Origin of the sequence: Citrobacter sp. Cu096 (genome assembly GCF_030332285.1) — a bacterium.
Taxonomy (GTDB): Bacteria; Pseudomonadota; Gammaproteobacteria; order Enterobacterales; family Enterobacteriaceae; genus Citrobacter; species Citrobacter meridianamericanus.
Window position 1 is genome coordinate 34,627 of sequence record NZ_JAOWID010000023.1, and the last position, 23,631, is coordinate 58,257.

Below are 23,631 nucleotides of genomic sequence, written 5' to 3' on the forward strand. Positions count from 1 at the left end.
CGGGCATATCATCACTTCTCTTTTCCCCGACCGTACATTCCCTGGAATAGCTTCGCCACATCGACAAAATAGTCTGTCAGATAGTTAATCACTACCTGCACCTTGAGTGGCAATTTGTCTTTTTCGGTATACAGCGCGTAGACCGGACGCGGATCCGACTGGTAGCGGGGAAGCAGGATCTCCACTTCGCCACGATTGATCTCATTGATCACCCACATCAGCGGTACATAGGCAATGCCCGTGCCTGCGGCCAGCCAGCGTACCAGCGTCATCGGATCGTTAGTCACGAAGCGCCCCTCTGGGATCAGGCGGGTGGAGATGCCCTCCGGAGCGATAAGCTCGAATTCATTATCCGGGCGCACGCTGTATTCCAGCCACGAGTGGTTGCTGAGATCGGCGGGTTTCTCCGGGGTGCCAAACTGCGCGAGATAGCTTTTCGCGGCGCAGACCACCATCGGCATAGCTCCCAAACGGCGTGAAAACAGGCTGGAGTCCTGCAACGCGCCGACGCGGATAACTACGTCCAGACCATCCGCGATTAAATCCGGGGCCGGAATGCCGGTTACCAGATTTACCGTCAATCCCGGATACTCTTTCAGCATCGTGGCGGTCAACCCGGCGAGGACATTTTGTGCCATAGTTGAAGAGCAGCCAATGCGCAGGGTACCGATAGGCGTGTTATTAAAGGCATAAAGTTGCTCGTGAACATCCTGTGCTTCGTGCAGCATCCGGCGGCAGCCCTGATAATAAATTTTACCGGCTTCAGTTAGCCCAATGCTGCGCGTACTGCGGTTTAGCAGCTTGACCTGTAACTCATCTTCCAGTTTGGAGACCGTCTGGCTTATTGATGAAACGCTCATTTGTAGCTGTCTTGCGGCGGCGGTGAAGGAGCCCAGTTCGACAACTTTGGCGAACACCGACATACGTTTTAATCGTTCCATTGTTCACTCTGACTTAAAAGTGATTTAGATCACATAATATAGATAACAGCATAACAGTTACGTTAATATATTATTATTCAAATAACGGCTATGTCGCTCTCGCCTGGCTCATCCTCGCCCTTCTCTGCGGTGACATACGCTAGAAAAACTATCATCTGCACTCTCTTACGTTACCAAGGTCAACATGAGTCTGTTTCCCGTTATCGTGGTGTTTGGTTTGTCCTTCCCACCGATTTTTTTCGAATTACTTTTGTCACTGGCGATTTTCTGGCTGGTGCGTCGGGTGCTGGTTCCGACTGGTATCTATGATTTTGTCTGGCATCCGGCTCTGTTTAACACCGCGCTGTATTGCTGTCTGTTCTACTTAACAACGCGCCTGTTCGTTTGAGGTTGAAGTGAAAACACTAACAAGAAAACTCTCCCGCACGGCCATTACCGTGATACTGGTCATTCTGGCCTTCATCGCCATTTTCCGCGCATGGGTGTTCTACACCGAGTCGCCGTGGACGCGTGATGCCCGTTTCAGCGCCGATGTTGTCGCCATTGCGCCGGATGTTGCGGGCCTTATTACCAACGTTAACATCCATGATAACCAACTGGTGAAAAAGGATCAGATCCTGTTCACCATCGATCAGCCACGCTATAAGAAAGCCCTTGAACAGGCTGAAGCTGATGTCGCTTATTATCAAGTTCTGGCGCAGGAAAAACGCCAGGAGGCCGGTCGTCGTAACCGACTTGGCGTGCAGGCCATGTCTCGTGAAGAGATCGATCAGTCAAACAACGTCCTGCAAACCGTATTACACCAGCTTGCGAAGGCACAAGCGACCCGCGACCTGGCGAAATTAGATCTGGAGCGTACCGTTATCCGCGCGCCAGCAGATGGCTGGGTGACTAACCTGAACGTCTATAGCGGCGAATTTATTACGCGCGGGTCCACGGCGGTGGCGTTAGTCAAACAGCATTCTTTCTATGTGCTGGCGTATATGGAAGAAACCAAACTGGAAGGCGTTCGTCCTGGGTATCGCGCTGAAATCACCCCGCTTGGCAGTAATAATGTGCTGAAGGGGACTGTTGATAGTGTGGCGGCTGGCGTAACGAATGCCAGCAGCACGCGGGACGCCAAGGGTATGGCGACCATTGATTCCAATCTTGAATGGGTACGTCTGGCGCAGCGTGTGCCGGTGCGAATTCGCCTTGATGAGCAGCAGGGAACCTTGTGGCCTGCCGGGACGACGGCGACCGTCGTCATTACCGGCAAGCAGGATCGCGATGCCAGTCAGGAATCTTTCTTCCGTAAAATGGCGCACCGCCTGCGCGAATTTGGTTAATCGCGATGGGTATTTTCTCCATTGCCAATCAGCATATCCGCTTTGCGGTAAAACTGGCCTGCGCGATTGTACTGGCGCTGTTCGTTGGCTTTCATTTCCAGCTTGAGACCCCGCGCTGGGCGGTGCTGACCGCGGCCATTGTGGCGGCAGGTCCGGCCTTTGCCGCTGGTGGAGAACCTTATTCAGGTGCTATCCGCTATCGCGGCATGCTGCGTATTGTCGGGACATTTATCGGCTGTATTGCCGCACTGATCATTATCATCAGCATGATCCGCGCCCCGCTATTGATGATCCTGGTGTGTTGTGTCTGGGCCGGTTTTTGTACCTGGATCTCATCGTTAGTGAAGATCGAAAACTCCTATGCCTGGGGGCTTTCAGGCTATACGGCTCTGATCATCGTCATTACTATTCAGGCTGAACCGCTGCTGACGCCGCAATTTGCGCTCGAACGCTGTAGTGAAATTGTGATGGGCATTGTCTGTGCCATTGTTGCTGACCTGCTCTTTTCGCCCCGTTCGGTGAAACAGGAAATTGATGTCGAACTGGATAGCCTGCTGGTAGCGCAATATCAGCTTATGCAGCTGTGCATTAAGCATGGCGACAGTGAGGAAGTGGACAAAGCCTGGGGAGATTTAGTCAGGCGAACGGCGGCGCTGGAAGGGATGCGTAGTAACCTGAATATGGAGTCCTCGCGCTGGGTGCGGGCTAACCGCAGACTCAAGGCATTGAATACGTTGTCGCTCACGCTCATCACGCAGTCCTGCGAAACCTATCTAATTCAGAACACCCGACCAGAATTGATCACCGATACCTTCCGTGAGTTGTTCGATACGCCGGTTGAAACGGTACAGGATGTCCATAAACAGTTGAAGCGGATGCGTAGGGTGATTGCCTGGACCGGAGAACGTGACACACCTGTCACAATTTACACCTGGGCTGGGGCGGCAACACGCTATTTGTTACTTAAACGTGGAGTTGTCAGCAACACCAAAATTAGCGCTATCGAAGAAGAGATCCTGCAAGGTGAACCGGTGGTGAAAGTGGAATCTGCCGAGCGTCACCATGCGATGGTTAATTTCTGGCGCACCACACTTTCATGTGTGCTGGGAACCTTATTCTGGCTGTGGACCGGTTGGACATCCGGCAGTGGTGCAATGGTGATGATTGCGGTTGTTACCTCGCTGGCAATGCGTTTGCCTAACCCGCGTATGGTGGCGATAGACTTTATATACGGTACATTGGCGGCGTTACCGCTCGGGGCACTCTATTTCCTGGTGATTATCCCTAATACCCAGCAAAGTATGTTGTTGCTGTGTCTGAGCCTGGCGGTGCTGGGTTTCTTTCTGGGGATCGAGGTACAGAAAAGACGATTGGGATCGATGGGGGCGCTGGCCAGCACGATTAATATCATCGTGCTGGATAACCCGATGACGTTCCACTTTAGCCAGTTTCTTGACAGTGCGCTGGGGCAGATTGTTGGTTGTGTACTGGCATTTATCGTCATTATGTTGGTGCGTGATAACTCTCGTGACAGAACGGGCCGCGTGTTGCTCAACCAGTTTGTCTCGGCGGCGGTTTCTGCGATGACCACCAACGTGGTTCGTCGAAAAGAAAACCATCTTCCGGCGCTTTATCAGCAGCTGTTTTTGCTAATGAACAAATTTCCCGGCGACCTGGCGAAGTTTCGCCTGGCGCTGACCATGATCATCGCGCATCAGCGCCTGCGCGATGCGCCGGTACCGGTAAACGAGGATCTCTCCGCATTCCATCGCCAGCTTCGCCGCACTGCCGATCACGTGATTTCTGCAGGAAACGACGACAAGCTGCGACGTTACTTTAGTCAGTTGCTGGAAGAGCTTGAGATCTACCAGGAGAAATTAATCATCTGGCAAGCACCACCGCAGGTTACCGAGCCGGTAAAACGACTCAGTGGGATGCTACATAAGTATCAACATGCGCTGACCAGCAATTGAATGTGAGAAACCGACGATAAAAACGTCGGTTTTTTTATGGCTATACTTACCTGAAAATGCAGGAAGTCTCTGCATATTATTGGTTCGTAGAGTGACAGTGACTGGCGTCGGGATGGTGGCTATAGATGAACATCTATACATTTGATTTTGACGAGATAGAAGACCAGGGTGATTTCTATCGCGAGTTTACGCGCACGTTCGGTCTCGCCAGGGAAAAGGTGGTTGATTTAGATTCTTTGTGGGAGGTGGTTATCGGGGAAGTCTTACCGTTGCCGCTGGAGATTGAATTTGTTCATTTGCCGGACAAGCTACGCAGACGATATGGTGCGCTGATTTTACTGTTCGATGAAGCGGAAGAAGAGCTGGAAGGGCAGTTGCGCTTTAATGTTCGGCATTCAATATAAGGCATAAAAAAGCCCCCGGCAGGCGGGGGCAAGTCGTCGGACTGAGACGACGAGGGTTTATTTGTAGAGTTCTGCAGTAGCATGCCAGTGAGCGCCTTCACGGAGCTCGGTAACGCGATAGCTGCTGGCACCCGCTTTTTCAGCTTTAGCAGCGATGGCCTGACGCATATCCATTGGTGAGCTACCGATCTGAGATACGGAGATGCTACCCATGGATTGCAGGTTCTGTGCTTCTTGTGAGTTCACCTGAGTAACCGCGGCGCTTGCACCGAAAGAGAGAACAGAAAGAAGGCTTAAGGTTGCAATAGTCGTTTTGATTTTCATGATTTTTACCTCGTCGAATTCTTTTATAGGGGTCTGCGTTTCGTGACCCTCATCACAAAATCAAGTATACACTAATAACCTGATAAATTAATACCACGCTAATTGTTTCTGCTGGTATTTGGTGTTAAGAAATGGTTTTTTTATAACCAAATGGAATTAAAAAGAGTGTTTTTGACATCTTTAAATAAATAAATTCAATCAAATCATAATTATATGAATTTTTGCAAAATGTGCGTTTTAAAGTATTCGTATTCACTACGTGAATGGTTTTTGATGGTTAAACGCACCATTTGTTAAACGAGTTGTAGTGGGAAATAGAGGGAAGAGGGAGAAAACAGAGTTTTTTCCCCCGTCGCGAGGCGACGGGGAGGAGGCACTATAGTTCTTGTTCGAACAGTTCCAGAATGGCTTCGTACAAATCTTTTACTGTAAATCCCTTCGCTGGGGTGGTGAAGATAGTATCGTCACCGGCAATCGTACCCAGAATACCTTCCGCTTTCCCCAATGAGTCCAGCAGACGTGCAATCAACTGAGCAGCGCCGGGGCTGGTATGAATAACCACGACCGCATCGTTGTAGTCTATATCCAGTACCAGATTTTTTAGCGGGCTGGAGGTTGTCGGTACCCCTAACTCTGCTGGCAGGCAGTAAACCATTTCCATTTTCGCATTGCGTGTACGCACGGCGCCGAACTTGGTCAGCATGCGAGAAACCTTGGACTGATTGATATTATCAAAGCCCTGATCCTGCAACGCCAGGACAATTTCGCCCTGAGAGCTGAACTTTTCTTCTTTAAGCAGCGCTTTAAACGCCTTGACTAATTCTTCTTGTTTTGCCGAGCTTCGCATAAGTCACCCGTAATATGGCAGTAGAAACAACATTATTGTGCATACAGATGAATTTTTATGCAAACGGTCTGCCTTGTTCAAGGCTGAAATAATGTTATGAAAGAGCGGAATTTTATCAAATTTCGTTATCAAGAAACATGCCTGTGTCACGGCTCGCAAATAAGGTTAAAAGTAAATTAAATGTTATCAAATTGATGTTGTTTTGAGAGGTGGGTAGGGTATATTGTCAGCACCTGTTGGAAAGTTGCTCTACTGTGCGGGTGGTTTTGAATTACGTAACTTAGGTTTTATTTTACGTAAGTTAAATGCATAAAAGCCAAATTTGCGTGACTACGCATTCTTGACGCGTGGTTGTTGTATTCGTTGGATTTGTGAATTAAGGTCGCCGCCGCGGAGCAATAGACACTTTGCTTATCAATATAATAAGGAGTTTAGGATGAAAGTTGCAGTCCTCGGCGCTGCTGGTGGTATCGGTCAGGCGCTAGCATTACTGTTAAAAACCCAACTGCCTTCAGGTTCAGAACTCTCCCTGTACGACATCGCTCCAGTAACGCCTGGTGTGGCCGTTGATTTGAGCCATATCCCTACTGCTGTGAAAATCAAAGGCTTTAGCGGCGAAGACGCTACCCCTGCACTGGAAGGTGCTGATGTGGTGCTGATCTCCGCTGGCGTCGCACGTAAACCGGGTATGGATCGTTCCGACCTGTTCAACGTTAACGCCGGTATTGTGAAGAACCTGGTGCAGCAGGTTGCTAAAACCTGTCCGAAAGCGTGTATCGGTATCATCACCAACCCGGTTAACACGACGGTTGCTATCGCTGCAGAAGTACTGAAAAAAGCAGGCGTATACGATAAGAACAAACTGTTTGGCGTGACCACGCTGGACATTATCCGCTCCAACACCTTTGTGGCGGAACTGAAAGGCAAGCAGCCAGGCGACGTTGAAGTCCCGGTTATTGGCGGCCACTCTGGCGTGACCATTCTGCCGCTGCTGTCACAAATTCCTGGCGTAAGCTTCACCGAGCAAGAAGCGGCTGACCTGACCAAACGTATCCAGAATGCGGGTACTGAAGTTGTGGAAGCTAAAGCTGGTGGCGGATCTGCAACCCTGTCTATGGGTCAGGCTGCAGCACGTTTTGGCCTGTCACTGGTTCGCGCACTGAGCGGCGAAAAAGGTGTGGTTGAATGTGCTTACGTTGAAGGCGACGGCCAGTATGCTCGCTTCTTCTCTCAGCCGCTGCTGCTGGGCAAAAACGGCGTAGAAGAACGTCAGTCTATCGGCAAGCTGAGCGCGTTTGAGCAAGCTGCGCTGGAAGGTATGCTGGATACGCTGAAGAAAGATATCACTCTGGGCGAAGAGTTCGTTAAATAACGAACTACCAGAAAGTAAAAAACCGGAGCACTGGCTCCGGTTTTTTTATATCCGCGTTAGTTGGTTGCCGGATATTCCTGAATCGTGACCTGCAGCGTCAACTGCTTATCATCGCGCATCACGACCACGGAGATAACCGAGCCTGGGCGAATCTCTGCCACCTGATCCATTGTTTCCAGCGCTGACACCGCTGGCTTATTATTGACCGAAATAATCAGATCGTTAACCTGTATGCCAGCCCGCGCTGCCGGACCATCCGGGGACACTTCGTTAACCACAATTCCCTGAATTTGATCCATGCCGCCGCCCTGGGCGTGCAGTGGCGCTATTTCGCGACCGCTGATGCCGATGTAGCCGCGAATCACGCGTCCGTCACGAATCAGCTTATCCATGATTTTGGTTGCCAGTTGAAAAGGAATAGCAAAACCGATCCCTTCCGGGGTTTCGCCATCGTTGCTTTTATCAAATGACAGGGTGTTAATACCCATCAACTCACCCAACGAGTTAACCAGCGCACCACCGGAGTTGCCGTGGTTGATGGAGGCATCGGTTTGCAGGAAGTTTTGCCGCCCCGTCGGGTTCAGGCCAATACGACCGGTGGCGCTGATAATCCCCTGAGTGATGGTTTGCCCGAGGTTGTAAGGGTTACCAATGGCGAGAACCACATCGCCGATGTGCGGTACGCGTTTGTTATTAATCGGAATTGTCGGCAGTCCGCCAGTCGCGTTGATTTTCAGCACCGCAAGGTCGGTTAACGTATCAGAACCCACAAGTAGCGCTTCAAATACACGGCCATCCTGCAATGCGACGATGATTTGGTCAGCATCATTAATGACGTGCTTGTTGGTAATGATATAGCCGCGCTGATCCATGATAACGCCTGAGCCGAGCGTGCGGATCTCAAGCTGGTTATGCGCTGTGCTGTTCATACTGCGGTTATAAACGTTAACGACGGCAGGCGCTGCGCGGCGAACAGCCGGGTTATAACTGGCGGGTGTTTCATCTGCACTGTCGAACTGCGGTGCGGTAAGCGTATTAATTTTGCGCAACGAGGGCATCGCGGCCAGCAGAATAGCGCCGACGATTAAACCAATCGCGACCGAACGTAAAAGCTTCACAAACATGATGGCGGCGTCATTAATAAAGGGAACGGCAGCAGCATATCACGAGTTTACCGGACATCACACGGGGGGCTGATGTCCGGTTACAGGCGTTAACGCAGGAGCAGGTAAATACTTTCGTTACCGCGAACCACCTGCAGAGCAATAATCGACGGTTTCGCTTCCAGCACTTTGCGCATTTCAGCGATTGAGTTTACGCGATCGCGGTTAACGCCAATGATAACGTCATCTTTATGCAGGCCGGCCTGCGCGGCTGGGCTGCTTTTTTCGACGTTATCAATTTTAATGCCTTTGGTGCCGTCTTTTAACTGTCCGTCGCTGAGCGTAGCACCTTGCAACGCAGGCGCAATCATCTCCGCGCTGGCGGACGATGATGTACTGGTGTCCAGGGTGACCTCAACCTCCAGCGGTTTACCATTACGCAGCAGACCCAGTTTGACCTTGGTGCCAGGTTCGGTTGTCGCAATGCGTGAACGCAGTTCGGCGAAGCTGTTGAGCGGTTTGCCGTTGAGGCTGGTAATGACGTCGCCAGACTTCACTCCCGCTTTTGCGGAACCGGAGTTAGGCAGAACCTCGCTGACAAACGCGCCGCGCTGCACGTCCAGTTTGAACGCTTTGGCGATATCGGCGGTCATTTCGGTGCCTTTAATCCCCAGCAGGCCACGTTTGATTTCACCAAACTGCATCAACTGCTGCGCCAGCGTACGCGCCATGTTGCTCGGAATTGCAAAGCCAATACCGATGCTACCGCCACCGGGAGCCAGAATCGCGGTGTTAATGCCAATCAGCTCACCGTTGAGGTTAAGCAATGCACCGCCGGAGTTACCCCGGTTGATGGAAGCGTCCGTCTGAATAAAGTTTTCCAGACCTTCGAGGTTCAACCCGCTACGACCCAAAGCCGATACAATGCCTGAGGTGGCAGTTTGCCCCAAACCAAACGGGTTACCCACGGCTACCGCGAAATCACCCACGCGGAGTTTGTCGGAATCGGCAATGGCTATTTGCGTCAGGTTGCTGGGATGCTGAATTTGTAGCAGAGCGATATCGCTCTGATCGTCGCTGCCAATAAGCTTTGCGTCGAACTCACGACCATCATTAAGCTGAACGCTGATTTTTTGCGCCTGATTAATAACGTGGTTATTGGTCAGGACGTAGCCTTTGGCGGCATCAATAATAACCCCGGAACCCAGCCCTTCAAAAGGTTGGGAAGGTTGGTCGGGAAGTTCATCACCAAAAAACTTTTTGAACTCTTCCGGGACTTTCTGCCCCTGAGTGGCGGTGCCTTCGACCCTTACGCTCACCACGGCAGGTAACACTTTTTCCAGCATCGGGGCGAGACTGGGGAGCGCAGCCTGACCGGGAACCTGGCCGGGAATCGACGCAACGGCCGGGAATGGCGCCGAGAGAGTTAACCCGACACTTAACGCTAATGCACTCAACAGCTGGGTTTGTTTTTTCATGGATCCTGCTCTCGTACCTTGAGTAAACGGAAGATGATTCAAAACAGTTTGATGTTATTGAATTTTCGGTTTGGTCACAATGAGGCTAACGACTAAATAATAGCTGGGACGGGAAGAGAAGCGGAGGGCGCAATTGCTGCGCCCAATAAATTTCTTAACGATGTGCGGTTAGTCGCGCTTTACGCCGCTACGCAGCAGGCCAGAAGCCCCTTCAGAATAGTCACGCGGCATTTGAACCGGCGCCTGATCGTTGCCAGCTTCGGACTCTGCCAGACGATTACGGAACGGGTTGTTTTCCGGTGACATACCCGGCAGCAGGTTGCTGGAGCTTTTCGCCATATGCTGGTAGATCTGACGATAATCGTCCGCCATGTTATCCAGCAATTCAGCGCTGCGGGCAAAGTGGCTCACCAGCTCTTCGCGGTACTCTTCCAGCTCAGCTTTATTTTTTTCCAGTTCGTACTGCAATGCCTGCTGTTGGCGTAATTTACGATTACCAAAACGCATGGCTACAGCACCAATAATGATACCGACGACTAACCCAATTAGCGCATATTCCCAGGTCATGAACATCTCCCGTTGTCTTGTGTTTCCGTAGGGTGTTGGCTTTAGGCTCCATGCCTGCGCCTGATTATGCCACTATAACCGCTAATTCCGTAGAAGTGGAATCCCGTGTTTATATCACGTAATGTAGAACGGCCTTTTTTTCGTCAACCGTGAGCGACGGCACATCGATTCTCAAGGAATAACAATAACATCATGCAAAGCCTTTCTCCGACATCGCGTTACCAGCAAGCCCTCAAAGATGGCAGTCATCAGCCCGACAACGTACAACAAGAAGCCGTGAATCGATTGGAAATCATTTTCCAGGCACTTTCGACGCCGGCACGTCCTGTGCCACAGGAGAGTGGACTGATGGCGCGTTTTGGCAAATTGCTGGGTAAGCGCGAGTCGCCGACTAACCCGCCGGTGCGTGGGCTGTATATGTGGGGCGGCGTCGGGCGCGGAAAAACCTGGCTGATGGATCTGTTCTACCATAGCCTGCCGGGCGGGCGTAAACAGCGTTTGCACTTTCACCGTTTTATGTTGCGCGTCCATGAGGAGCTTACCGCCCTGCAGGGGCAGAGCGATCCGCTGGAAATCATTGCCGACCGTTTTAAGGCCGAAACGGACGTGCTGTGCTTTGACGAATTTTTTGTTTCTGACATCACCGATGCCATGCTGCTCGGCGGCCTGATGAAGGCACTATTTGCCCGCGGTATTACGCTGGTCGCGACCTCCAATATTCCGCCAGATGAACTGTATCGCAACGGTTTGCAACGCACGCGTTTTCTTCCTGCTATTGATGCTATCAAACAGCATTGTGACATTATGAATGTTGATGCTGGCGTCGATTATCGTCTGCGCACCTTAACCCAGGCGCATTTGTGGTTGTCACCACTGAATGAGGAAACCCGCCAGCAGATGGATAAGCTCTGGCTGGCATTGGCGGGAACGAAAGGCGAGCATGCGCCGACGCTGGAAATCAATCATCGCCCTATGCAGACGCTGGCCGTCGAAAACCAAACGCTGGCGGTGTCGTTCACTACGCTCTGTGTCGATGCGCGTAGCCAACATGACTACATTGCGCTGTCGCGTCTGTTTCATACGGTGCTGTTGTTTGATGTACCGGTCATGACGACGCTGATGGAGAGTGAGGCGCGGCGTTTTATCGCGCTGGTGGATGAGTTCTATGAGCGTCACGTCAAGCTGGTGGTCAGCGCGGCGTCGCCACTCTATGAAATTTATCAGGGCGAGCGTCTGAAGTTTGAATTTCAGCGCTGTTTGTCGCGCTTGCAGGAGATGCAAAGCGAAGAGTATCTGAAGCGGGAACATTTAGCCGGTTAAACCTGCCGCAAATCACATAAAGGGGTCGATCTTTGACCCTGACTTCTCTATAATCTTGCGACCCCACGTTACGAGAGAGTTTTTTTCCCAAAACTTTCTATGCGCCGGCATAGGCTATTCGAAGGGGTAGGTTTGCTGGACAATGTCGTGTGAACCTCAACTGACAAAACGTTTGGGTGTTCACCAACGTGTAACTTATTTATTTGGGTAAGCTTTTAATGAAAACTTTTACAGCTAAACCAGAAACCGTAAAACGCGACTGGTATGTTGTTGACGCGACCGGTAAAACTCTGGGCCGTCTGGCTTCCGAACTGGCTCTGCGCCTGCGCGGTAAGCACAAAGCGGAATACACTCCGCACGTAGATACCGGTGATTACATCATCGTTCTGAACGCTGACAAAGTTGCTGTAACCGGCAACAAGCGTACTGACAAAGTGTACTATCACCACACCGGCCACATCGGTGGTATCAAACAAGCGACCTTTGAAGAGATGATTGCTCGCCGTCCTGAGCGTGTGCTTGAAATCGCGGTTAAAGGCATGCTGCCAAAAGGCCCGCTGGGTCGTGCTATGTTCCGTAAACTGAAAGTTTACGCTGGCAACGAGCACAACCACGCGGCACAGCAACCGCAAGTTCTTGACATCTAATCGGGATTATAGGCAATGGCTGAAAATCAATACTACGGCACTGGTCGCCGCAAAAGTTCCGCAGCTCGCGTTTTCATCAAACCGGGCAGTGGTAAAATCGTAATCAACCAACGTTCTCTGGAACAGTACTTCGGTCGTGAAACTGCCCGCATGGTAGTTCGTCAGCCGCTGGAACTGGTCGACATGGTTGAGAAACTGGATCTGTACATCACTGTTAAAGGTGGTGGTATCTCTGGTCAGGCTGGTGCGATCCGTCACGGTATCACCCGCGCTCTGATGGAGTACGACGAGTCCCTGCGTGGCGAACTGCGTAAAGCTGGCTTCGTTACCCGTGATGCTCGTCAGGTTGAACGTAAGAAAGTCGGTCTGCGTAAAGCACGTCGTCGTCCTCAGTTCTCCAAACGTTAATTGTATTCTGCTTCGGCAGACGACAATTTGCGAAAAAACCCGCTTCGGCGGGTTTTTTTATCGTTATTTCTTGCCGTAGAACCACGGCAATCCGCTAATTGCCACCTCTTTTTCCCCATTTCAAGAATCGACTCACCACAACGGTCACAAAATCTGGTAAACTATCATCCAATTTTCTGCCCAAATGTCCGGTATCGCTCATTTTTTGTTTGTATTTTGAACAGCAATGACTTTCCGAGCCTGGGTGACATCACTTCTGGCTGGCCACTGAGTGGCTGGTAGCAGTAAAAATTCTGAATATACCTGGAGGTTTTCATGGCTGTCGCTGCCAACAAACGTTCGGTAATGACGCTGTTTTCTGGTCCTACTGACATCTATAGCCATCAGGTCCGCATTGTGCTGGCTGAAAAAGGTGTTAGTTTCGAGATTGAGCACGTGGAGAAGGACAATCCACCTCAGGATCTGATCGACCTCAACCCGAATCAGAGCGTACCGACACTGGTGGATCGTGAGCTGACCCTGTGGGAATCTCGCATCATTATGGAATATCTGGATGAGCGTTTCCCGCATCCACCGCTGATGCCGGTTTACCCGGTTGCGCGTGGTGAAAGCCGCCTGTACATGCAGCGTATTGAAAAAGACTGGTACACGCTGATGAACGTCATCGTGAACGGGTCTGCTTCTGAAGCCGAAGTCGCGCGTAAGCGTCTGCGCGAAGAACTGCTGGCAATTGCGCCGGTATTTGGCCAGAAACCTTACTTCCTGAGCGATGAGTTCAGCCTGGTAGATTGCTATCTGGCGCCGCTGCTGTGGCGTTTACCGCAGCTGGGTATTGAATTCAACGGTGCAGGTTCGAAAGAACTGAAAGGGTACATGACTCGCGTCTTTGAACGTGACTCTTTCCTGGCTTCTCTGACTGAGCCTGAACGTGAAATGCGTCTGGGCCGGGGTTAACCTGTATGGATTTGCCACAGCTAACACCACGCCGTCCGTATCTGCTGCGCGCATTCTATGAGTGGTTGTTAGACAACCAGCTCACGCCGCATCTGGTGGTGGATGTGACGCTCCAGGACGTGCAGGTTCCGATGGAATATGCACGTGACGGGCAAATTGTTCTGAACATTGCACCGCGTGCGGTGGGCAATCTGGAGTTGGCTAACGACGAAGTGCGCTTTAACGCGCGCTTTGGTGGTGTGCCGCGTCAGGTTTCAGTGCCGCTGGCTGCCGTCCTGGCAATTTATGCTCGTGAAAATGGCGCCGGTACGATGTTCGAGCCGGAAGCCGCCTACGACGAAGATGTCGCCAGCTTAAATGATGACGACAACGACGCGTCTGGTTTTGAGAGTGAAACGGTCATGTCGGTCATTGATGGCGATAAGCCTGACAATGGCGACGACAACGAACCAGATGACACACCGCCGCTACCTCGCGGTGGGCGTCCAGCGCTGCGCGTAGTGAAATAAATAGTGAAATAAAAAAACAGGCCCTTTGGGGCCTGTTCTGTTTTCTGGTTTCGGGATCAGTAAAACAGCGCGATGGTGACTATCATATTCACCACAAATCCCACCGCCATTGGGATGGCTGTACGTTTTACCACCTCAAAGGGCGACACGCCGGCAATACCCGACGTCACCACAATGACCGCGGTAATGGGTGACACCGCTCTGGCGAGCGTAGTAGCAAAATGCATCGGCATAATCATCACTACCGCAGGAATATGCAGCCCGGCGGCAATATCCGGAATCAGGCTGGCAAAAGACATGAATGGCGCGTTGCCTGATCCCATGACGATCGCGCAGGCGGCGATGACCACGGCCATGATGATCATCACGCCGATGCCGCCAAGGCCGGAATGCTCTGCACCTTTTATCACGGCGTCGACAGTGCCGATTGTCGTTAACCCTTTCGCAAAGATCTCCCCGGCAACCACCAGCGTGACAACGTTGGCGAACTGCGTCCCCATACCGTCAAAAAAAGCCTGCACATCATCCATCGTTTCGCGCAGATCATGTTTATGCAGGAATTGAACAAACATCGTGAGCGTCATGCTCATCAGCATTACCACCACCAGATTCAGCTCTGCTTTCATTAGCCCCATCTGTGCCAGGGCAAGCGAGCCCAGCATCAGGATCAGCGGCATGACGGGTAAAATGGCGTAATAGAGTGGAGGTACGTTTTCCAGTGCTTTTTGTTCAGTGAATCCGTTGTAGTCCGGTACTGTTTTTTTATCAAATTGCCGCTGAACGAAAAAATGCGCAATGGCGACGGCGATGATGACGCACGATGCGACGGGTAACTGATAATGAAAGAAGTAGGTGGCGATTTTCATACCTGCGACCTGCGCGGCAAAAATCGAGTTGGTTTCCAGAATGCCCCATTCAATGGACATTGAGGTAGCAATGACGGCCACCGCAGACAAACGGCTCACGCCAAGGCTGACCAGCGTTGGGAACAGCGTCACCATCAGCAGCATACCTAACCCGGATGCACTGGTAATGAACTGCGCCATGATCTGACCAATCACATAAGTGGCGGCAAGAACCACATAGGGTGAGCGGATTAGCTTAAGCGGACGGCTTAACAGGCTAACCATCGCTCTGCTGGCTCCCATCCTGTCCATATAACGGGCATAACCGCCCACTGCCATGATGGATAACCCCAGTCCGGCCGCCCGATTGGAGAGCATACGCAGAATTTCGTTGTAAATATCGATCAGCAGATAGCCGCTGCTCTTGTCGTCAGCGACCAGCGCGCCGTAGCCCAGCCAGACACCGCAGATCATCAGGAATATCCCCGCGGCCGCCAGTACGACCTGCGGTTTGTAGTTTTTGAGGATCAGGTAACCCATCGTTAATAAAACGATAACAGAAATAATGATGCCGAACATTGTTTCACTCCATGCCAGAGAAGAAGATAAATCCGGTAATAACGCTGTTATGTAAACGGATGTTATATTTTTTTGAGCGTTTTTTATGGAGTGGATATCTTGTTTTTAATTCGATCTTTAAATTATTTATCGTTATAAAATAGATGGTTATGATAATTTGTCATGTTCATATTCATAAATTTCAAAAAGTGAATAGAGTGCCGTTAAATTAAATATATGCAGAATGATTAAACTGAATAAAATATATTTATTGCAGATATGACCAATAAGCTGTTCAGCCCGAATGACCATCATTTCACCCTGCTTTCGATCCTGTGATAGGATAAACCCGCTGTTGTTTGTTACCACGACTTAGCTGAATGGGCCCTATGAACGCATTTGATTCGCAAGCTGAAGACTCTCCATCCGCCATTGGCCGTAGCTTACGCAATCGCCCGCTGGCGCGTAAAAAACTGTCTGAAATGGTTGAAGAAGAACTGGAGCAGATGATTCGTCGTCGGGAATTTGGCGAGGGCGAACAGTTGCCGTCTGAGCGAGAGCTGATGACCTTCTTTAACGTGGGCCGTCCTTCTGTACGAGAAGCGCTGGCGGCGTTAAAGCGCAAAGGTCTGGTACAAATCAACAACGGTGAGCGCGCCCGCGTTTCGCGTCCTTCTGCTGATACTATTATCAGCGAGCTCTCTGGTATGGCGAAAGATTTCCTCGCGCATCCCGGCGGCATTGCCCACTTCGAACAGCTGCGATTGTTCTTTGAATCCAGCCTGGTACGATATGCCGCCGAACATGCGACGGACGAGCAAATCGACAAACTGGCGAAGGCGCTGGAGATCAACAGTCAGTCGCTCGATGACAATGCGTTGTTCATTCGCTCGGACGTTGATTTTCACCGCGTACTGGCGGAGATCCCGGGCAATCCCATCTTTATGGCGATCCACGTCGCGCTGCTGGATTGGCTGATTGCTGCACGTCCGACCGTCCCTGATCGGGAATTGTACGAGCATAATAGTGTGAGTTATCAACAACATATTTCTATTGTTGAGGCTATTCGTCAGCATGATCCTGATGAAGCCGACCGCGCATTACAAGAACATCTCAACAGCGTTTCTGCCACCTGGCACGCCCTCAGTAAAAACAAAAAATTGCGTAAGTGATCGCGATCCCGACGATCGTTTAAACACAAAATCATTCAAGTTGCATCAATGCGGCAAGAGAGCGAGCACCCTGGAGCATAGATAACTATGTGACAGGGGTGATCGAACGCAGCCAACGCAGAGGCGGCTCGAAGGATGAAGTGTTTAGTGAGGTAGATCGCAATATAAGCGTTCTGTATTGTATTGCTGCTTATTTGATCTGGTATAACAGGTATAAAGGTATGTAGTCAGATAACACTAATCATCCTCAGAGGTCGTTATGGCAAGAAATTTAAAAGGCGTAATGCCAGCGTTGTTAACTCCATTCGATAACCAACAGAAACTGGACATCGAGAGCTTGCGCCGTCTGGTGCGTTTCAATATTGGGCAGGGAATAGATGGGCTGTATGTCGGTGGCTCAACGGGTGAGGCCTTTGTCCAAAACCGCGCTGAAAGAGAGCAGGTACTGGAAATTGTTGCCGAAGAAGCAAAAGGCAAGGTGACGCTGATCGCCCACGTCGGCACAGTGAGTACCGAAGAGAGCCAGCAGCTGGCGAGCGCTGCGCATCGCTACGGGTTTGATGCGGTTTCGGCTGTCACGCCATTTTACTATCCGTTCAGCTTTGAAGAGCACTGCGATCACTACCGCGCAATTATTGATTCCGCCGATGGCTTACCGATGGTGGTCTATAACATCCCGGCACTGAGCGGCGTAAAACTGACGCTGGATCAGATCAACACGCTGGTGACGTTGCCGGGCGTTGGTGCGCTGAAGCAAACCTCAGGCGATCTCTATCAGATGGAACAGATCCGCCGCGCTCACCCCGATCTGGTGCTTTACAACGGCTATGATGAGATCTTCGCTTCTGGTCTGTTGGCGGGTGCAGATGGAGGTATCGGTAGTACCTACAACATCATGGGATGGCGTTACCAGGGAATTGTGAAAGCGCTCAAAGAAGGCGACATCCGGACGGCACAAAAGCTGCAAACCGAGTGCAATAAGGTTATCGATCTGCTCATTAAAGTTGGCGTGTTCCGCGGCCTGAAAACGGTACTGCACTATATGGACGTGGTTTCTGTTCCGCTGTGCCGTAAACCATTTGCCCCGGTAGATGAACAATATTTGCCGGAACTGAAAGCGCTGGCAAACCAACTGTTGGCGGAAAAGGCGTAATCGCGGGTCGCCGGGGCGCTTCGCTTGCCCGGCCTGGATATTTCGACCGTGGCCGGATAAGGCAAAGCCGCCATCCGGCTCAACAACAAAGATCGTCGGGAGAGTAAAATGAGTACTTCTACCCAGAGCATCCCGTGGTATCGCCATCTCAATCGGGCACAATGGCGGGCATTTTCCGCCGCCTGGCTGGGATATTTGCTTGATGGTTTTGATTTTGTATTAATCGCCCTTGTACTGACAGAAGTACAAGGCGAATTCGGACTGACGACGGTGCAGGCGGCCAGTCTGATCTCCGCCGCCTTTATCTCCCGCTGGTTTGGCGGATTAATGCTGGGGGCGATGGGTGACCGTTACGGACGTCGCCTGGCGATGGTCACCAGCATCATTCTGTTCTCAGTGGGGACGCTGGCCTGTGGCTTCGCACCGGGCTACACCACTATGTTTATCGCCCGCCTGGTTATCGGTATGGGAATGGCCGGCGAGTACGGTTCCAGCGCGACTTATGTTATTGAAAGCTGGCCTAAGCATCTGCGAAATAAAGCCAGTGGCTTCCTGATTTCCGGTTTCTCCGTTGGCGCGGTGATCGCCGCGCAGGTCTACAGCCTGGTGGTTCCGGTCTGGGGATGGCGCGCGCTGTTCTTCATCGGCATTCTGCCAATTATCTTCGCCCTCTGGCTGCGTAAAAATATCCCGGAAGCGGAAGACTGGAAAGAGAAACACGAAGGCAAAGCGCCGGTGCGCACGATGGTGGACATACTCTACCGGGGCGAACATCGGGTTATCAATATTCTGATGACCCTCACCGCCGCGACCGCGCTGTGGTTTTGCTTTGCAGGCAACCTGCAAAATGCAGCTATCGTAGCGGTCCTTGGCCTGATATGTGCTTTTATTTTCATTAGCTTTATGGTGCAAAGCAGCGGGAAGCGCTGGCCGACAGGCGTCATGCTAATGGTGGTCGTGCTGTTCGCCTTCCTCTATTCATGGCCTATTCAGGCGTTGTTGCCAACCTATCTGAAAACCGAACTGGCTTATGATCCGCACACGGTTGCCAATGTCCTGTTCTTTAGCGGATTTGGCGCGGCGGTCGGTTGTTGCGTCGGTGGTTTTCTTGGTGACTGGCTGGGCACGCGCAAGGCCTACGTTTGCAGTCTGCTGGCTTCACAGTTGCTGATTATTCCGGTATTTGCGATTGGCGGCTCAAACGTCTGGGTGCTGGGTTTGCTGCTGTTTTTCCAGCAAATGCTTGGTCAAGGGATCTCCGGGATCTTACCAAAACTGATTGGCGGCTATTTCGATACCGACCAGCGTGCGGCTGGTCTGGGCTTCACCTACAACGTGGGTGCGCTGGGCGGGGCTTTGGCGCCGATCATCGGGGCGCTGATTGCGCAGCGTCTGGATCTGGGCACTGCGCTGGGATCGCTCTCTTTCGGCCTGACATTTGTGGTTATCCTGCTGATTGGTCTCGATATGCCGTCCCGCGTACAGCGCTGGCTACGTCCTGAAGCGATACGTACGCATGATGCCATTGATGGTCGACCGTTTAGCGGGGCTGTGCCGTTCGGCGGTGACAAAAGCACCATGATGAAATCCAAAAGTTAATCCGATTGCCCGGTGTTGAACCGGGCAATTAACGTAAAGGAAGAAGTATGTCGTTATTTGAGCAACGGGATAAAAAGCGTATCACCGTGATGCAGAAGGCGGTGTCATGACTACGTTGGCGATTGATATCGGCGGTACCAAACTGGCAGCCGCGCTGGTAGACAGTAATCTGCAAATTCGCGAGCGGCGTGAATTGCCGACGCCCGCCAGCAAAACGCCGGAGGCGCTGCGCGCTGCACTGCAAGCACTCGTTGCGCCGCTACAGGGGCAGGCTGTCCACGTCGCGATTGCCTCCACCGGTATTATCCGCGAGGGCACACTACTGGCGATAAACCCGCTCAATCTTGGCGGGCTTATGCACTTCCCGCTGGTACAAACCTTAAAAGAGCTGACCGGTTTGCCGACCATGGCGGTTAATGATGCGCAAGCGGCGGCCTGGGCTGAACATCATGCGCTTGGAGGCGAGTACGGCGATATGGTGTTTATTACCGTCTCCACCGGCGTGGGCGGCGGGGTGGTGAGCGAGGGAAAACTGCTGACCGGAATCAACGGTTTGGCAGGACATCTCGGACATACGCTGGCTGACCCGCATGGGCCAGTATGCGGCTGCGGGCGCGTGGGCTGTGTCGAGGCGATCGCTTCCGGTCGAGGGATCGCGGCTGCAGCCGAAGGTACGCTTGCTGGATGCGATGCCAAAACCATTTTTAGCCGCGCCGGGCAAGGAGATGAGCAGGCAAGACACTTGATCCATCGTTCAGCGCGTACTTTGGCAAGGCTTGTCGCCGATGTGAAGGCTACGACCGATTGCCAGATTGTGGTGGTTGGTGGCAGCGTTGGGCTGGCTGAAGGATATCTGGCGCTGGTTGAACATTATCTGGCACAAGAGCCTTTGGTCTATCACGTGGAATTACTGGCAGCGCATTACCGTCATGACGCTGGTTTACTGGGGGCCGCGCTGTTGGCCCAGGGAGATTGATTATGATGTCAGATGAGTTGCGTTCACTGCCTTCTGCCGGATTACATCCGGTCTTGCAGCAGGCATTAACGCTTGCCATTGCGGCGAATCCTCAGGAGAAGACCCCAGGGCGCTACGCCTTGCAGGGCGATACTATTTTTATGAATGTCATGCAGTTTGCGACGCAGAGCCCAGAACAAAAGAAAGCGGAACTGCATCAGCAGTACATTGATATTCAGGTGCTATTGTCCGGTGAAGAACGCATTCTGTTCGGGATGACCGATTCTGCTCGCCAGTGCGATGAGATGCATGTTGAGGATGACTATCAGCTGTGCAGCGAGATTGCCGATGAGCAGGCGCTCGTACTGAAGCCGGGAAGATTTGCGATTTTTATGCCGGGCGAACCGCATAAACCAGGCTGTATGGTGGGGGAGCCGGGGGAAATCAAAAAGGTAGTGATTAAGGTACACGCCAGCTTATTACAAGCCTGACAGACCGTGTCGGATGGCAAGGCTTGCGCCATCCGACACTGGATAGAACAACCTAGCGCTTAAACGTTACCGCTTCCGGCTGTGTCAGATGCAGCGTGGTTTGGCTTGGCACCGTTTCAGCAATGACTCGCCCGTGACGAATGGAATAACGTGCAGGCGTCTGGCGACGAACCGCGTCAAACCCATTTTCTGCCGCTAAAATCACCAGATTTCCGGAGTTCCCCACGTTCAGACCGTAATCCTGCAGGTGCAGGGTTTTCGCACTGTGGGTAGTGACCAGGTTCAGACCATCGTTGATCTGTCCGTATCCCATCAGCTGACACACGTGTAATCCCATATGCAGTACCTGCAGCATATTCGCGGTGCCCAGCGGATACCACGGATCGAAGACGTCATCATGGCCGAAGCAGACGTTGATCTCCGCTTCCAGCATCTCTTTGACGCGCGTTACACCGCGACGTTTAGGATACGTATCAAAGCGCCCTTGCAGGTGAATATTTACCAGTGGATTCGCGACAAAGTTGATGCCGGACATTTTCAACAGGCGAAAGAGTCGGGAAGCATAGGCACCGTTATAGGAATGCATTGCCGTGGTATGGCTGGCGGTCACGCGGTCGCCCATATTGTCGCGATGGGCCAGTGCCGCAACGGTTTCAACAAAGCGTGACTGCTCATCGTCAATTTCGTCGCAGTGCACATCGATAAGTCGGTCATATTTCTGCGCCAGAGCGAAAATTTTGTGCAGCGACTCAACGCCATATTCACGCGTAAATTCAAAGTGGGGGATCGCGCCAATGACGTCGGCACCCAAACGCACGGCTTCCTCTAATAGCGCCTCACCGTTGGGGTAAGAAAGAATGCCCTCTTGCGGGAAGGCGACAATTTGCAGCTCTATCCACGGTGCGACTTCTTGCTTCACCTCCAGCATGGCTTTCAGCGCCGTCAGCGTCGGATCGGAAACGTCAACGTGCGTGCGGACATGCTGGATGCCGTTGGCCATCTGCCACTTCAGGGTCTGCATGGCGCGCGCTTTGACGTCTTCGTGCGTGAGCATTGCCTTACGTTCGGCCCAGCGTTCAATGCCTTCAAATAACGTACCAGACTGGTTCCAGCTCGGCTCGCCTGCGGTTTGCGTGGTGTCCAGATGGATATGTGGCTCAACGAACGGTGGAATGGCTAAGCCGCCTTCGGCATCAAGTACTTCTCCCTGCGGCAACGTGGCGGTGTCCTGTGGCTCAATCCGGCTGAAGCGCCCGTTTTCAATCGTGAGCTGCCACAATCCTTCGCGTCCCTGTAAACGTGCCTGACAAAGGGTGATGTTATTATTCTGCATGGCTGACCTCTGGTGATTTAGCAAGGCTGCGATTAAAAAGTGGATTCAGCAGGATATAACTGAATACGCCGCCAAGTACGGCGTTGACGGGCACAATACCGGGAATATAGTGGCCTGCGGCAATGCCCAATGCAACGGACAGGATAGCTATCCAGTTTACGGAAATAAATTGCGCTTTGCTGAAGTCTGCATAACGGCGATGGTTTAGCAGATAGTCGGCGATGATCACTCCGCCAATGGGAGGAATTGCTGCCGACAGAAAGGTCAGCCAGCCGACAAAGTTATTGTAAAGCCATAGCGCGCACAATGTGCCGATAATACCGTTAGCCACCGACAGCGAACGGCTGGAAAGGCCGGTAATATTGGCAAAACCCAGGCCTGAGGCGTACAGCGCATTGTCGTTGGTAGTCCAGATATTCAGGCCGAGCACTACAATCGCGGGCAGCAGCAGTCCCTGGGCAATCATCACGTCGGAGATATCCGCCTGTCCAACAGCGGCGGCACCCGCCGCGCCGAAGATAAACATCAGAGAGTTACCAAGGAAAAACGCCACCATGGCAATCAGCACCGCGCCTTTGGCGTTGCGACCAAAGCGAACGAAGTCGGCGGTTAATGTTCCTGCGCTGACAAACGAGCCGACCACCAGCGCCAGGGCGGTGGAGAAATTCAGCGGTGTCTGCGGCACTATCGCTTTTAAATGGTCTAAACCGCCGACATCACTCACCGCCAGCCAGACGGAGTAGCTGCCAAGAACGACGATGGCGGGGACGGCGATAATAGATAAAACGGTCAGCGCCGAGATGCCAAAAAAGATGGTCATAGTCATCAACAGACCGGAAACTGCAATCAGGATATTGACGTCAATTCCCGTCGCTTTGCCCACCGGGATAGCAAACATGGCCACACCCACGCCAAACCAGCCTACCTGCGTACCGCCTAACAGCAGTGAGGGAAGCCATGAACCTTTCACACCAAATGAGTAACGCGCCAGAAGGTGGGTTGAGAGCCCTGTTTTTGCGCCGATAAAACCGAGAAATGCAGTGTAAATACCGAGGAGAAGATTACCGAAGAGAACTGCCAGGAAGAAATCATTATAAGAAAGACCGGTACCGAGTGTGCCACCGGTCCACATACTGGCGGAAAAAAATGTGAGACCCAACATGACAAATGTTAGTGGAACCACGCCTTTCCGCGCCGCCAGAGGGACGGGGCCCTGGCTATAATTGTTGTCCTGCGACACAACGCCTCCATGAATTTTGCCCAAAAAATCCGCCGCATAATATACAGTTCTTAGAATAAAGCAAACGATTACGTATAATCTTTACATGGTTTTTATTCATGAGGTTGATG

General features: G+C 51.9%; 24 protein-coding genes. 15 read left to right on the forward strand and 9 right to left on the reverse strand.

Annotated features, from left to right (window positions below):
* Nucleotides 1-11 precede the first annotated feature (11 nt).
* A complete protein-coding gene (aaeR, locus tag OGX99_RS09085) occupies nucleotides 12-941 on the reverse strand; it encodes an HTH-type transcriptional activator AaeR (protein WP_210905444.1) in 930 nt (309 codons plus the stop codon).
* 184 nt (nucleotides 942-1,125) lie between these two features.
* On the opposite strand from aaeR, the gene aaeX reads away from it, so the two are divergent.
* From aaeX to OGX99_RS09105, 4 genes are all read left to right on the forward strand, one after another.
* Complete coding sequence (gene aaeX, locus OGX99_RS09090) at nucleotides 1,126-1,329, forward strand: p-hydroxybenzoic acid efflux pump operon protein AaeX (RefSeq protein ID WP_151217888.1); 204 nt, start codon at nucleotides 1,126-1,128, stop codon at nucleotides 1,327-1,329.
* A 7-nt stretch (nucleotides 1,330-1,336) separates the two neighbouring features.
* Nucleotides 1,337-2,269 (forward strand): p-hydroxybenzoic acid efflux pump subunit AaeA, encoded by a 933-nt coding sequence (aaeA, locus tag OGX99_RS09095; protein WP_003025174.1) that lies wholly within the window; start codon nucleotides 1,337-1,339, stop codon nucleotides 2,267-2,269.
* 5 nt (nucleotides 2,270-2,274) lie between these two features.
* Entirely contained in the window at nucleotides 2,275-4,242 is a 1,968-nt protein-coding gene (gene aaeB, locus OGX99_RS09100) for a p-hydroxybenzoic acid efflux pump subunit AaeB (protein WP_286543290.1), read from the forward strand.
* A 125-nt stretch (nucleotides 4,243-4,367) separates the two neighbouring features.
* Nucleotides 4,368-4,646: a barstar family protein gene (locus OGX99_RS09105; protein WP_151217886.1), complete on the forward strand. Its 279-nt coding sequence runs from the start codon at nucleotides 4,368-4,370 to the stop codon at nucleotides 4,644-4,646.
* A gap of 57 nt (nucleotides 4,647-4,703) precedes the next feature.
* Here OGX99_RS09105 and yhcN read toward each other — a convergent pair whose 3' ends face one another.
* Complete coding sequence (gene yhcN / locus OGX99_RS09110; protein WP_003025165.1) at nucleotides 4,704-4,970, reverse strand: peroxide/acid stress response protein YhcN; 267 nt, start codon at nucleotides 4,968-4,970, stop codon at nucleotides 4,704-4,706.
* Nucleotides 4,971-5,346: 376 nt separating this feature from the next.
* The gene (gene argR / locus OGX99_RS09115; RefSeq protein WP_003025162.1) at nucleotides 5,347-5,817 is read right to left on the reverse strand and encodes a transcriptional regulator ArgR; all 471 of its coding nucleotides are present in this window, start codon (nucleotides 5,815-5,817) and stop codon (nucleotides 5,347-5,349) included.
* A 436-nt stretch (nucleotides 5,818-6,253) separates the two neighbouring features.
* On the opposite strand from argR, the gene mdh reads away from it, so the two are divergent.
* Complete coding sequence (gene mdh, locus OGX99_RS09120) at nucleotides 6,254-7,189, forward strand: malate dehydrogenase (RefSeq protein WP_003025158.1); 936 nt, start codon at nucleotides 6,254-6,256, stop codon at nucleotides 7,187-7,189.
* A 56-nt stretch (nucleotides 7,190-7,245) separates the two neighbouring features.
* On the opposite strand, the gene degS is transcribed toward mdh, so the two are convergent.
* From degS to zapG, 3 genes are all read right to left on the reverse strand, one after another.
* The gene (degS, locus tag OGX99_RS09125) at nucleotides 7,246-8,313 is read right to left on the reverse strand and encodes an outer membrane-stress sensor serine endopeptidase DegS (RefSeq protein WP_151217885.1); all 1,068 of its coding nucleotides are present in this window, start codon (nucleotides 8,311-8,313) and stop codon (nucleotides 7,246-7,248) included.
* 89 nt (nucleotides 8,314-8,402) lie between these two features.
* Nucleotides 8,403-9,770, reverse strand: a complete 1,368-nt coding sequence (degQ, locus tag OGX99_RS09130; RefSeq protein WP_187253336.1) for a serine endoprotease DegQ — start codon at nucleotides 9,768-9,770, stop codon at nucleotides 8,403-8,405.
* A 168-nt stretch (nucleotides 9,771-9,938) separates the two neighbouring features.
* A complete protein-coding gene (gene zapG, locus OGX99_RS09135; RefSeq protein WP_151217884.1) occupies nucleotides 9,939-10,337 on the reverse strand; it encodes a Z-ring associated protein ZapG in 399 nt (132 codons plus the stop codon).
* A 192-nt stretch (nucleotides 10,338-10,529) separates the two neighbouring features.
* On the opposite strand from zapG, the gene zapE reads away from it, so the two are divergent.
* The 5 genes from zapE (at nucleotide 10,530) to sspB (ending at nucleotide 14,175) form a co-directional block, all read left to right on the forward strand.
* On the forward strand, nucleotides 10,530-11,657 hold the full coding sequence (gene zapE, locus OGX99_RS09140) for a cell division protein ZapE (protein WP_187253335.1): 1,128 nt from the start codon (nucleotides 10,530-10,532) through the stop codon (nucleotides 11,655-11,657).
* 218 nt (nucleotides 11,658-11,875) lie between these two features.
* Entirely contained in the window at nucleotides 11,876-12,304 is a 429-nt protein-coding gene (gene rplM / locus OGX99_RS09145) for a 50S ribosomal protein L13 (protein WP_003025141.1), read from the forward strand.
* 15 nt (nucleotides 12,305-12,319) lie between these two features.
* A complete protein-coding gene (rpsI, locus tag OGX99_RS09150) occupies nucleotides 12,320-12,712 on the forward strand; it encodes a 30S ribosomal protein S9 (protein ID WP_003025138.1) in 393 nt (130 codons plus the stop codon).
* Between the two features lie 315 nt (nucleotides 12,713-13,027).
* Nucleotides 13,028-13,666: a stringent starvation protein SspA gene (gene sspA, locus OGX99_RS09155; protein ID WP_003025132.1), complete on the forward strand. Its 639-nt coding sequence runs from the start codon at nucleotides 13,028-13,030 to the stop codon at nucleotides 13,664-13,666.
* A 5-nt stretch (nucleotides 13,667-13,671) separates the two neighbouring features.
* On the forward strand, nucleotides 13,672-14,175 hold the full coding sequence (gene sspB, locus OGX99_RS09160) for a ClpXP protease specificity-enhancing factor (RefSeq protein WP_252838708.1): 504 nt from the start codon (nucleotides 13,672-13,674) through the stop codon (nucleotides 14,173-14,175).
* Nucleotides 14,176-14,231: 56 nt separating this feature from the next.
* Here the strand turns inward: sspB and dcuC are convergent, their stop codons facing one another.
* The gene (gene dcuC, locus OGX99_RS09165) at nucleotides 14,232-15,599 is read right to left on the reverse strand and encodes an anaerobic C4-dicarboxylate transporter DcuC (RefSeq protein ID WP_187253334.1); all 1,368 of its coding nucleotides are present in this window, start codon (nucleotides 15,597-15,599) and stop codon (nucleotides 14,232-14,234) included.
* 359 nt (nucleotides 15,600-15,958) lie between these two features.
* Here dcuC and nanR point away from each other — a divergent pair, with 359 nt between their 5' ends.
* The 5 genes from nanR to nanQ all read left to right on the forward strand — a co-directional run bounded on the left by nanR (nucleotide 15,959) and on the right by nanQ (nucleotide 20,948).
* Nucleotides 15,959-16,750 carry a transcriptional regulator NanR gene (gene nanR / locus OGX99_RS09170; RefSeq protein WP_151217881.1) on the forward strand — a complete coding sequence of 264 codons (792 nt, stop codon included), beginning with the start codon at nucleotides 15,959-15,961 and terminating at the stop codon, nucleotides 16,748-16,750.
* A gap of 259 nt (nucleotides 16,751-17,009) precedes the next feature.
* Entirely contained in the window at nucleotides 17,010-17,903 is an 894-nt protein-coding gene (gene nanA, locus OGX99_RS09175) for an N-acetylneuraminate lyase (protein ID WP_121585117.1), read from the forward strand.
* A 108-nt stretch (nucleotides 17,904-18,011) separates the two neighbouring features.
* Entirely contained in the window at nucleotides 18,012-19,502 is a 1,491-nt protein-coding gene (nanT, locus tag OGX99_RS09180) for a sialic acid transporter NanT (RefSeq protein WP_151217879.1), read from the forward strand.
* A gap of 106 nt (nucleotides 19,503-19,608) precedes the next feature.
* Nucleotides 19,609-20,478 (forward strand): N-acetylmannosamine kinase, encoded by an 870-nt coding sequence (gene nanK / locus OGX99_RS09185; protein ID WP_286543297.1) that lies wholly within the window; start codon nucleotides 19,609-19,611, stop codon nucleotides 20,476-20,478.
* Nucleotides 20,479-20,480: 2 nt separating this feature from the next.
* A complete protein-coding gene (nanQ, locus tag OGX99_RS09190) occupies nucleotides 20,481-20,948 on the forward strand; it encodes an N-acetylneuraminate anomerase (protein ID WP_151217877.1) in 468 nt (155 codons plus the stop codon).
* A gap of 52 nt (nucleotides 20,949-21,000) precedes the next feature.
* Here nanQ and OGX99_RS09195 read toward each other — a convergent pair whose 3' ends face one another.
* The gene (locus OGX99_RS09195) at nucleotides 21,001-22,281 is read right to left on the reverse strand and encodes a cytosine deaminase (RefSeq protein ID WP_151217876.1); all 1,281 of its coding nucleotides are present in this window, start codon (nucleotides 22,279-22,281) and stop codon (nucleotides 21,001-21,003) included.
* Nucleotides 22,271-23,521, reverse strand: coding sequence for a cytosine permease (gene codB, locus OGX99_RS09200; RefSeq protein ID WP_187253332.1), 1,251 nt, complete (start codon nucleotides 23,519-23,521; stop codon nucleotides 22,271-22,273). Before codB ends, OGX99_RS09195 begins: the two co-directional genes overlap by 11 nt.
* Nucleotides 23,522-23,631 lie beyond the last annotated feature (110 nt).

What these genes read in the sequence shown, in the direction of transcription:
- degS (WP_151217885.1), bottom strand. Translation starts at nt 8,313, where the DNA reads ATGTTTGTGAAGCTTTTACGTTCGGTCGCGATTGGTTTAATCGTCGGC.
- nanR (WP_151217881.1), top strand. Translation starts at nt 15,959, where the DNA reads ATGGGCCCTATGAACGCATTTGATTCGCAAGCTGAAGACTCTCCATCC.
- aaeB (WP_286543290.1), top strand. Translation starts at nt 2,275, where the DNA reads ATGGGTATTTTCTCCATTGCCAATCAGCATATCCGCTTTGCGGTAAAA.
- sspB (WP_252838708.1), top strand. Translation starts at nt 13,672, where the DNA reads ATGGATTTGCCACAGCTAACACCACGCCGTCCGTATCTGCTGCGCGCA.
- OGX99_RS09195 (WP_151217876.1), bottom strand. Translation starts at nt 22,281, where the DNA reads ATGCAGAATAATAACATCACCCTTTGTCAGGCACGTTTACAGGGACGC.
- yhcN (WP_003025165.1), bottom strand. Translation starts at nt 4,970, where the DNA reads ATGAAAATCAAAACGACTATTGCAACCTTAAGCCTTCTTTCTGTTCTC.
- nanQ (WP_151217877.1), top strand. Translation starts at nt 20,481, where the DNA reads ATGATGTCAGATGAGTTGCGTTCACTGCCTTCTGCCGGATTACATCCG.
- rplM (WP_003025141.1), top strand. Translation starts at nt 11,876, where the DNA reads ATGAAAACTTTTACAGCTAAACCAGAAACCGTAAAACGCGACTGGTAT.
- aaeR (WP_210905444.1), bottom strand. Translation starts at nt 941, where the DNA reads ATGGAACGATTAAAACGTATGTCGGTGTTCGCCAAAGTTGTCGAACTG.
- aaeX (WP_151217888.1), top strand. Translation starts at nt 1,126, where the DNA reads ATGAGTCTGTTTCCCGTTATCGTGGTGTTTGGTTTGTCCTTCCCACCG.
- sspA (WP_003025132.1), top strand. Translation starts at nt 13,028, where the DNA reads ATGGCTGTCGCTGCCAACAAACGTTCGGTAATGACGCTGTTTTCTGGT.
- argR (WP_003025162.1), bottom strand. Translation starts at nt 5,817, where the DNA reads ATGCGAAGCTCGGCAAAACAAGAAGAATTAGTCAAGGCGTTTAAAGCG.
- degQ (WP_187253336.1), bottom strand. Translation starts at nt 9,770, where the DNA reads ATGAAAAAACAAACCCAGCTGTTGAGTGCATTAGCGTTAAGTGTCGGG.
- nanA (WP_121585117.1), top strand. Translation starts at nt 17,010, where the DNA reads ATGGCAAGAAATTTAAAAGGCGTAATGCCAGCGTTGTTAACTCCATTC.
- zapG (WP_151217884.1), bottom strand. Translation starts at nt 10,337, where the DNA reads ATGACCTGGGAATATGCGCTAATTGGGTTAGTCGTCGGTATCATTATT.
- OGX99_RS09105 (WP_151217886.1), top strand. Translation starts at nt 4,368, where the DNA reads ATGAACATCTATACATTTGATTTTGACGAGATAGAAGACCAGGGTGAT.
- nanT (WP_151217879.1), top strand. Translation starts at nt 18,012, where the DNA reads ATGAGTACTTCTACCCAGAGCATCCCGTGGTATCGCCATCTCAATCGG.
- rpsI (WP_003025138.1), top strand. Translation starts at nt 12,320, where the DNA reads ATGGCTGAAAATCAATACTACGGCACTGGTCGCCGCAAAAGTTCCGCA.
- dcuC (WP_187253334.1), bottom strand. Translation starts at nt 15,599, where the DNA reads ATGTTCGGCATCATTATTTCTGTTATCGTTTTATTAACGATGGGTTAC.
- mdh (WP_003025158.1), top strand. Translation starts at nt 6,254, where the DNA reads ATGAAAGTTGCAGTCCTCGGCGCTGCTGGTGGTATCGGTCAGGCGCTA.
- nanK (WP_286543297.1), top strand. Translation starts at nt 19,609, where the DNA reads ATGACTACGTTGGCGATTGATATCGGCGGTACCAAACTGGCAGCCGCG.
- zapE (WP_187253335.1), top strand. Translation starts at nt 10,530, where the DNA reads ATGCAAAGCCTTTCTCCGACATCGCGTTACCAGCAAGCCCTCAAAGAT.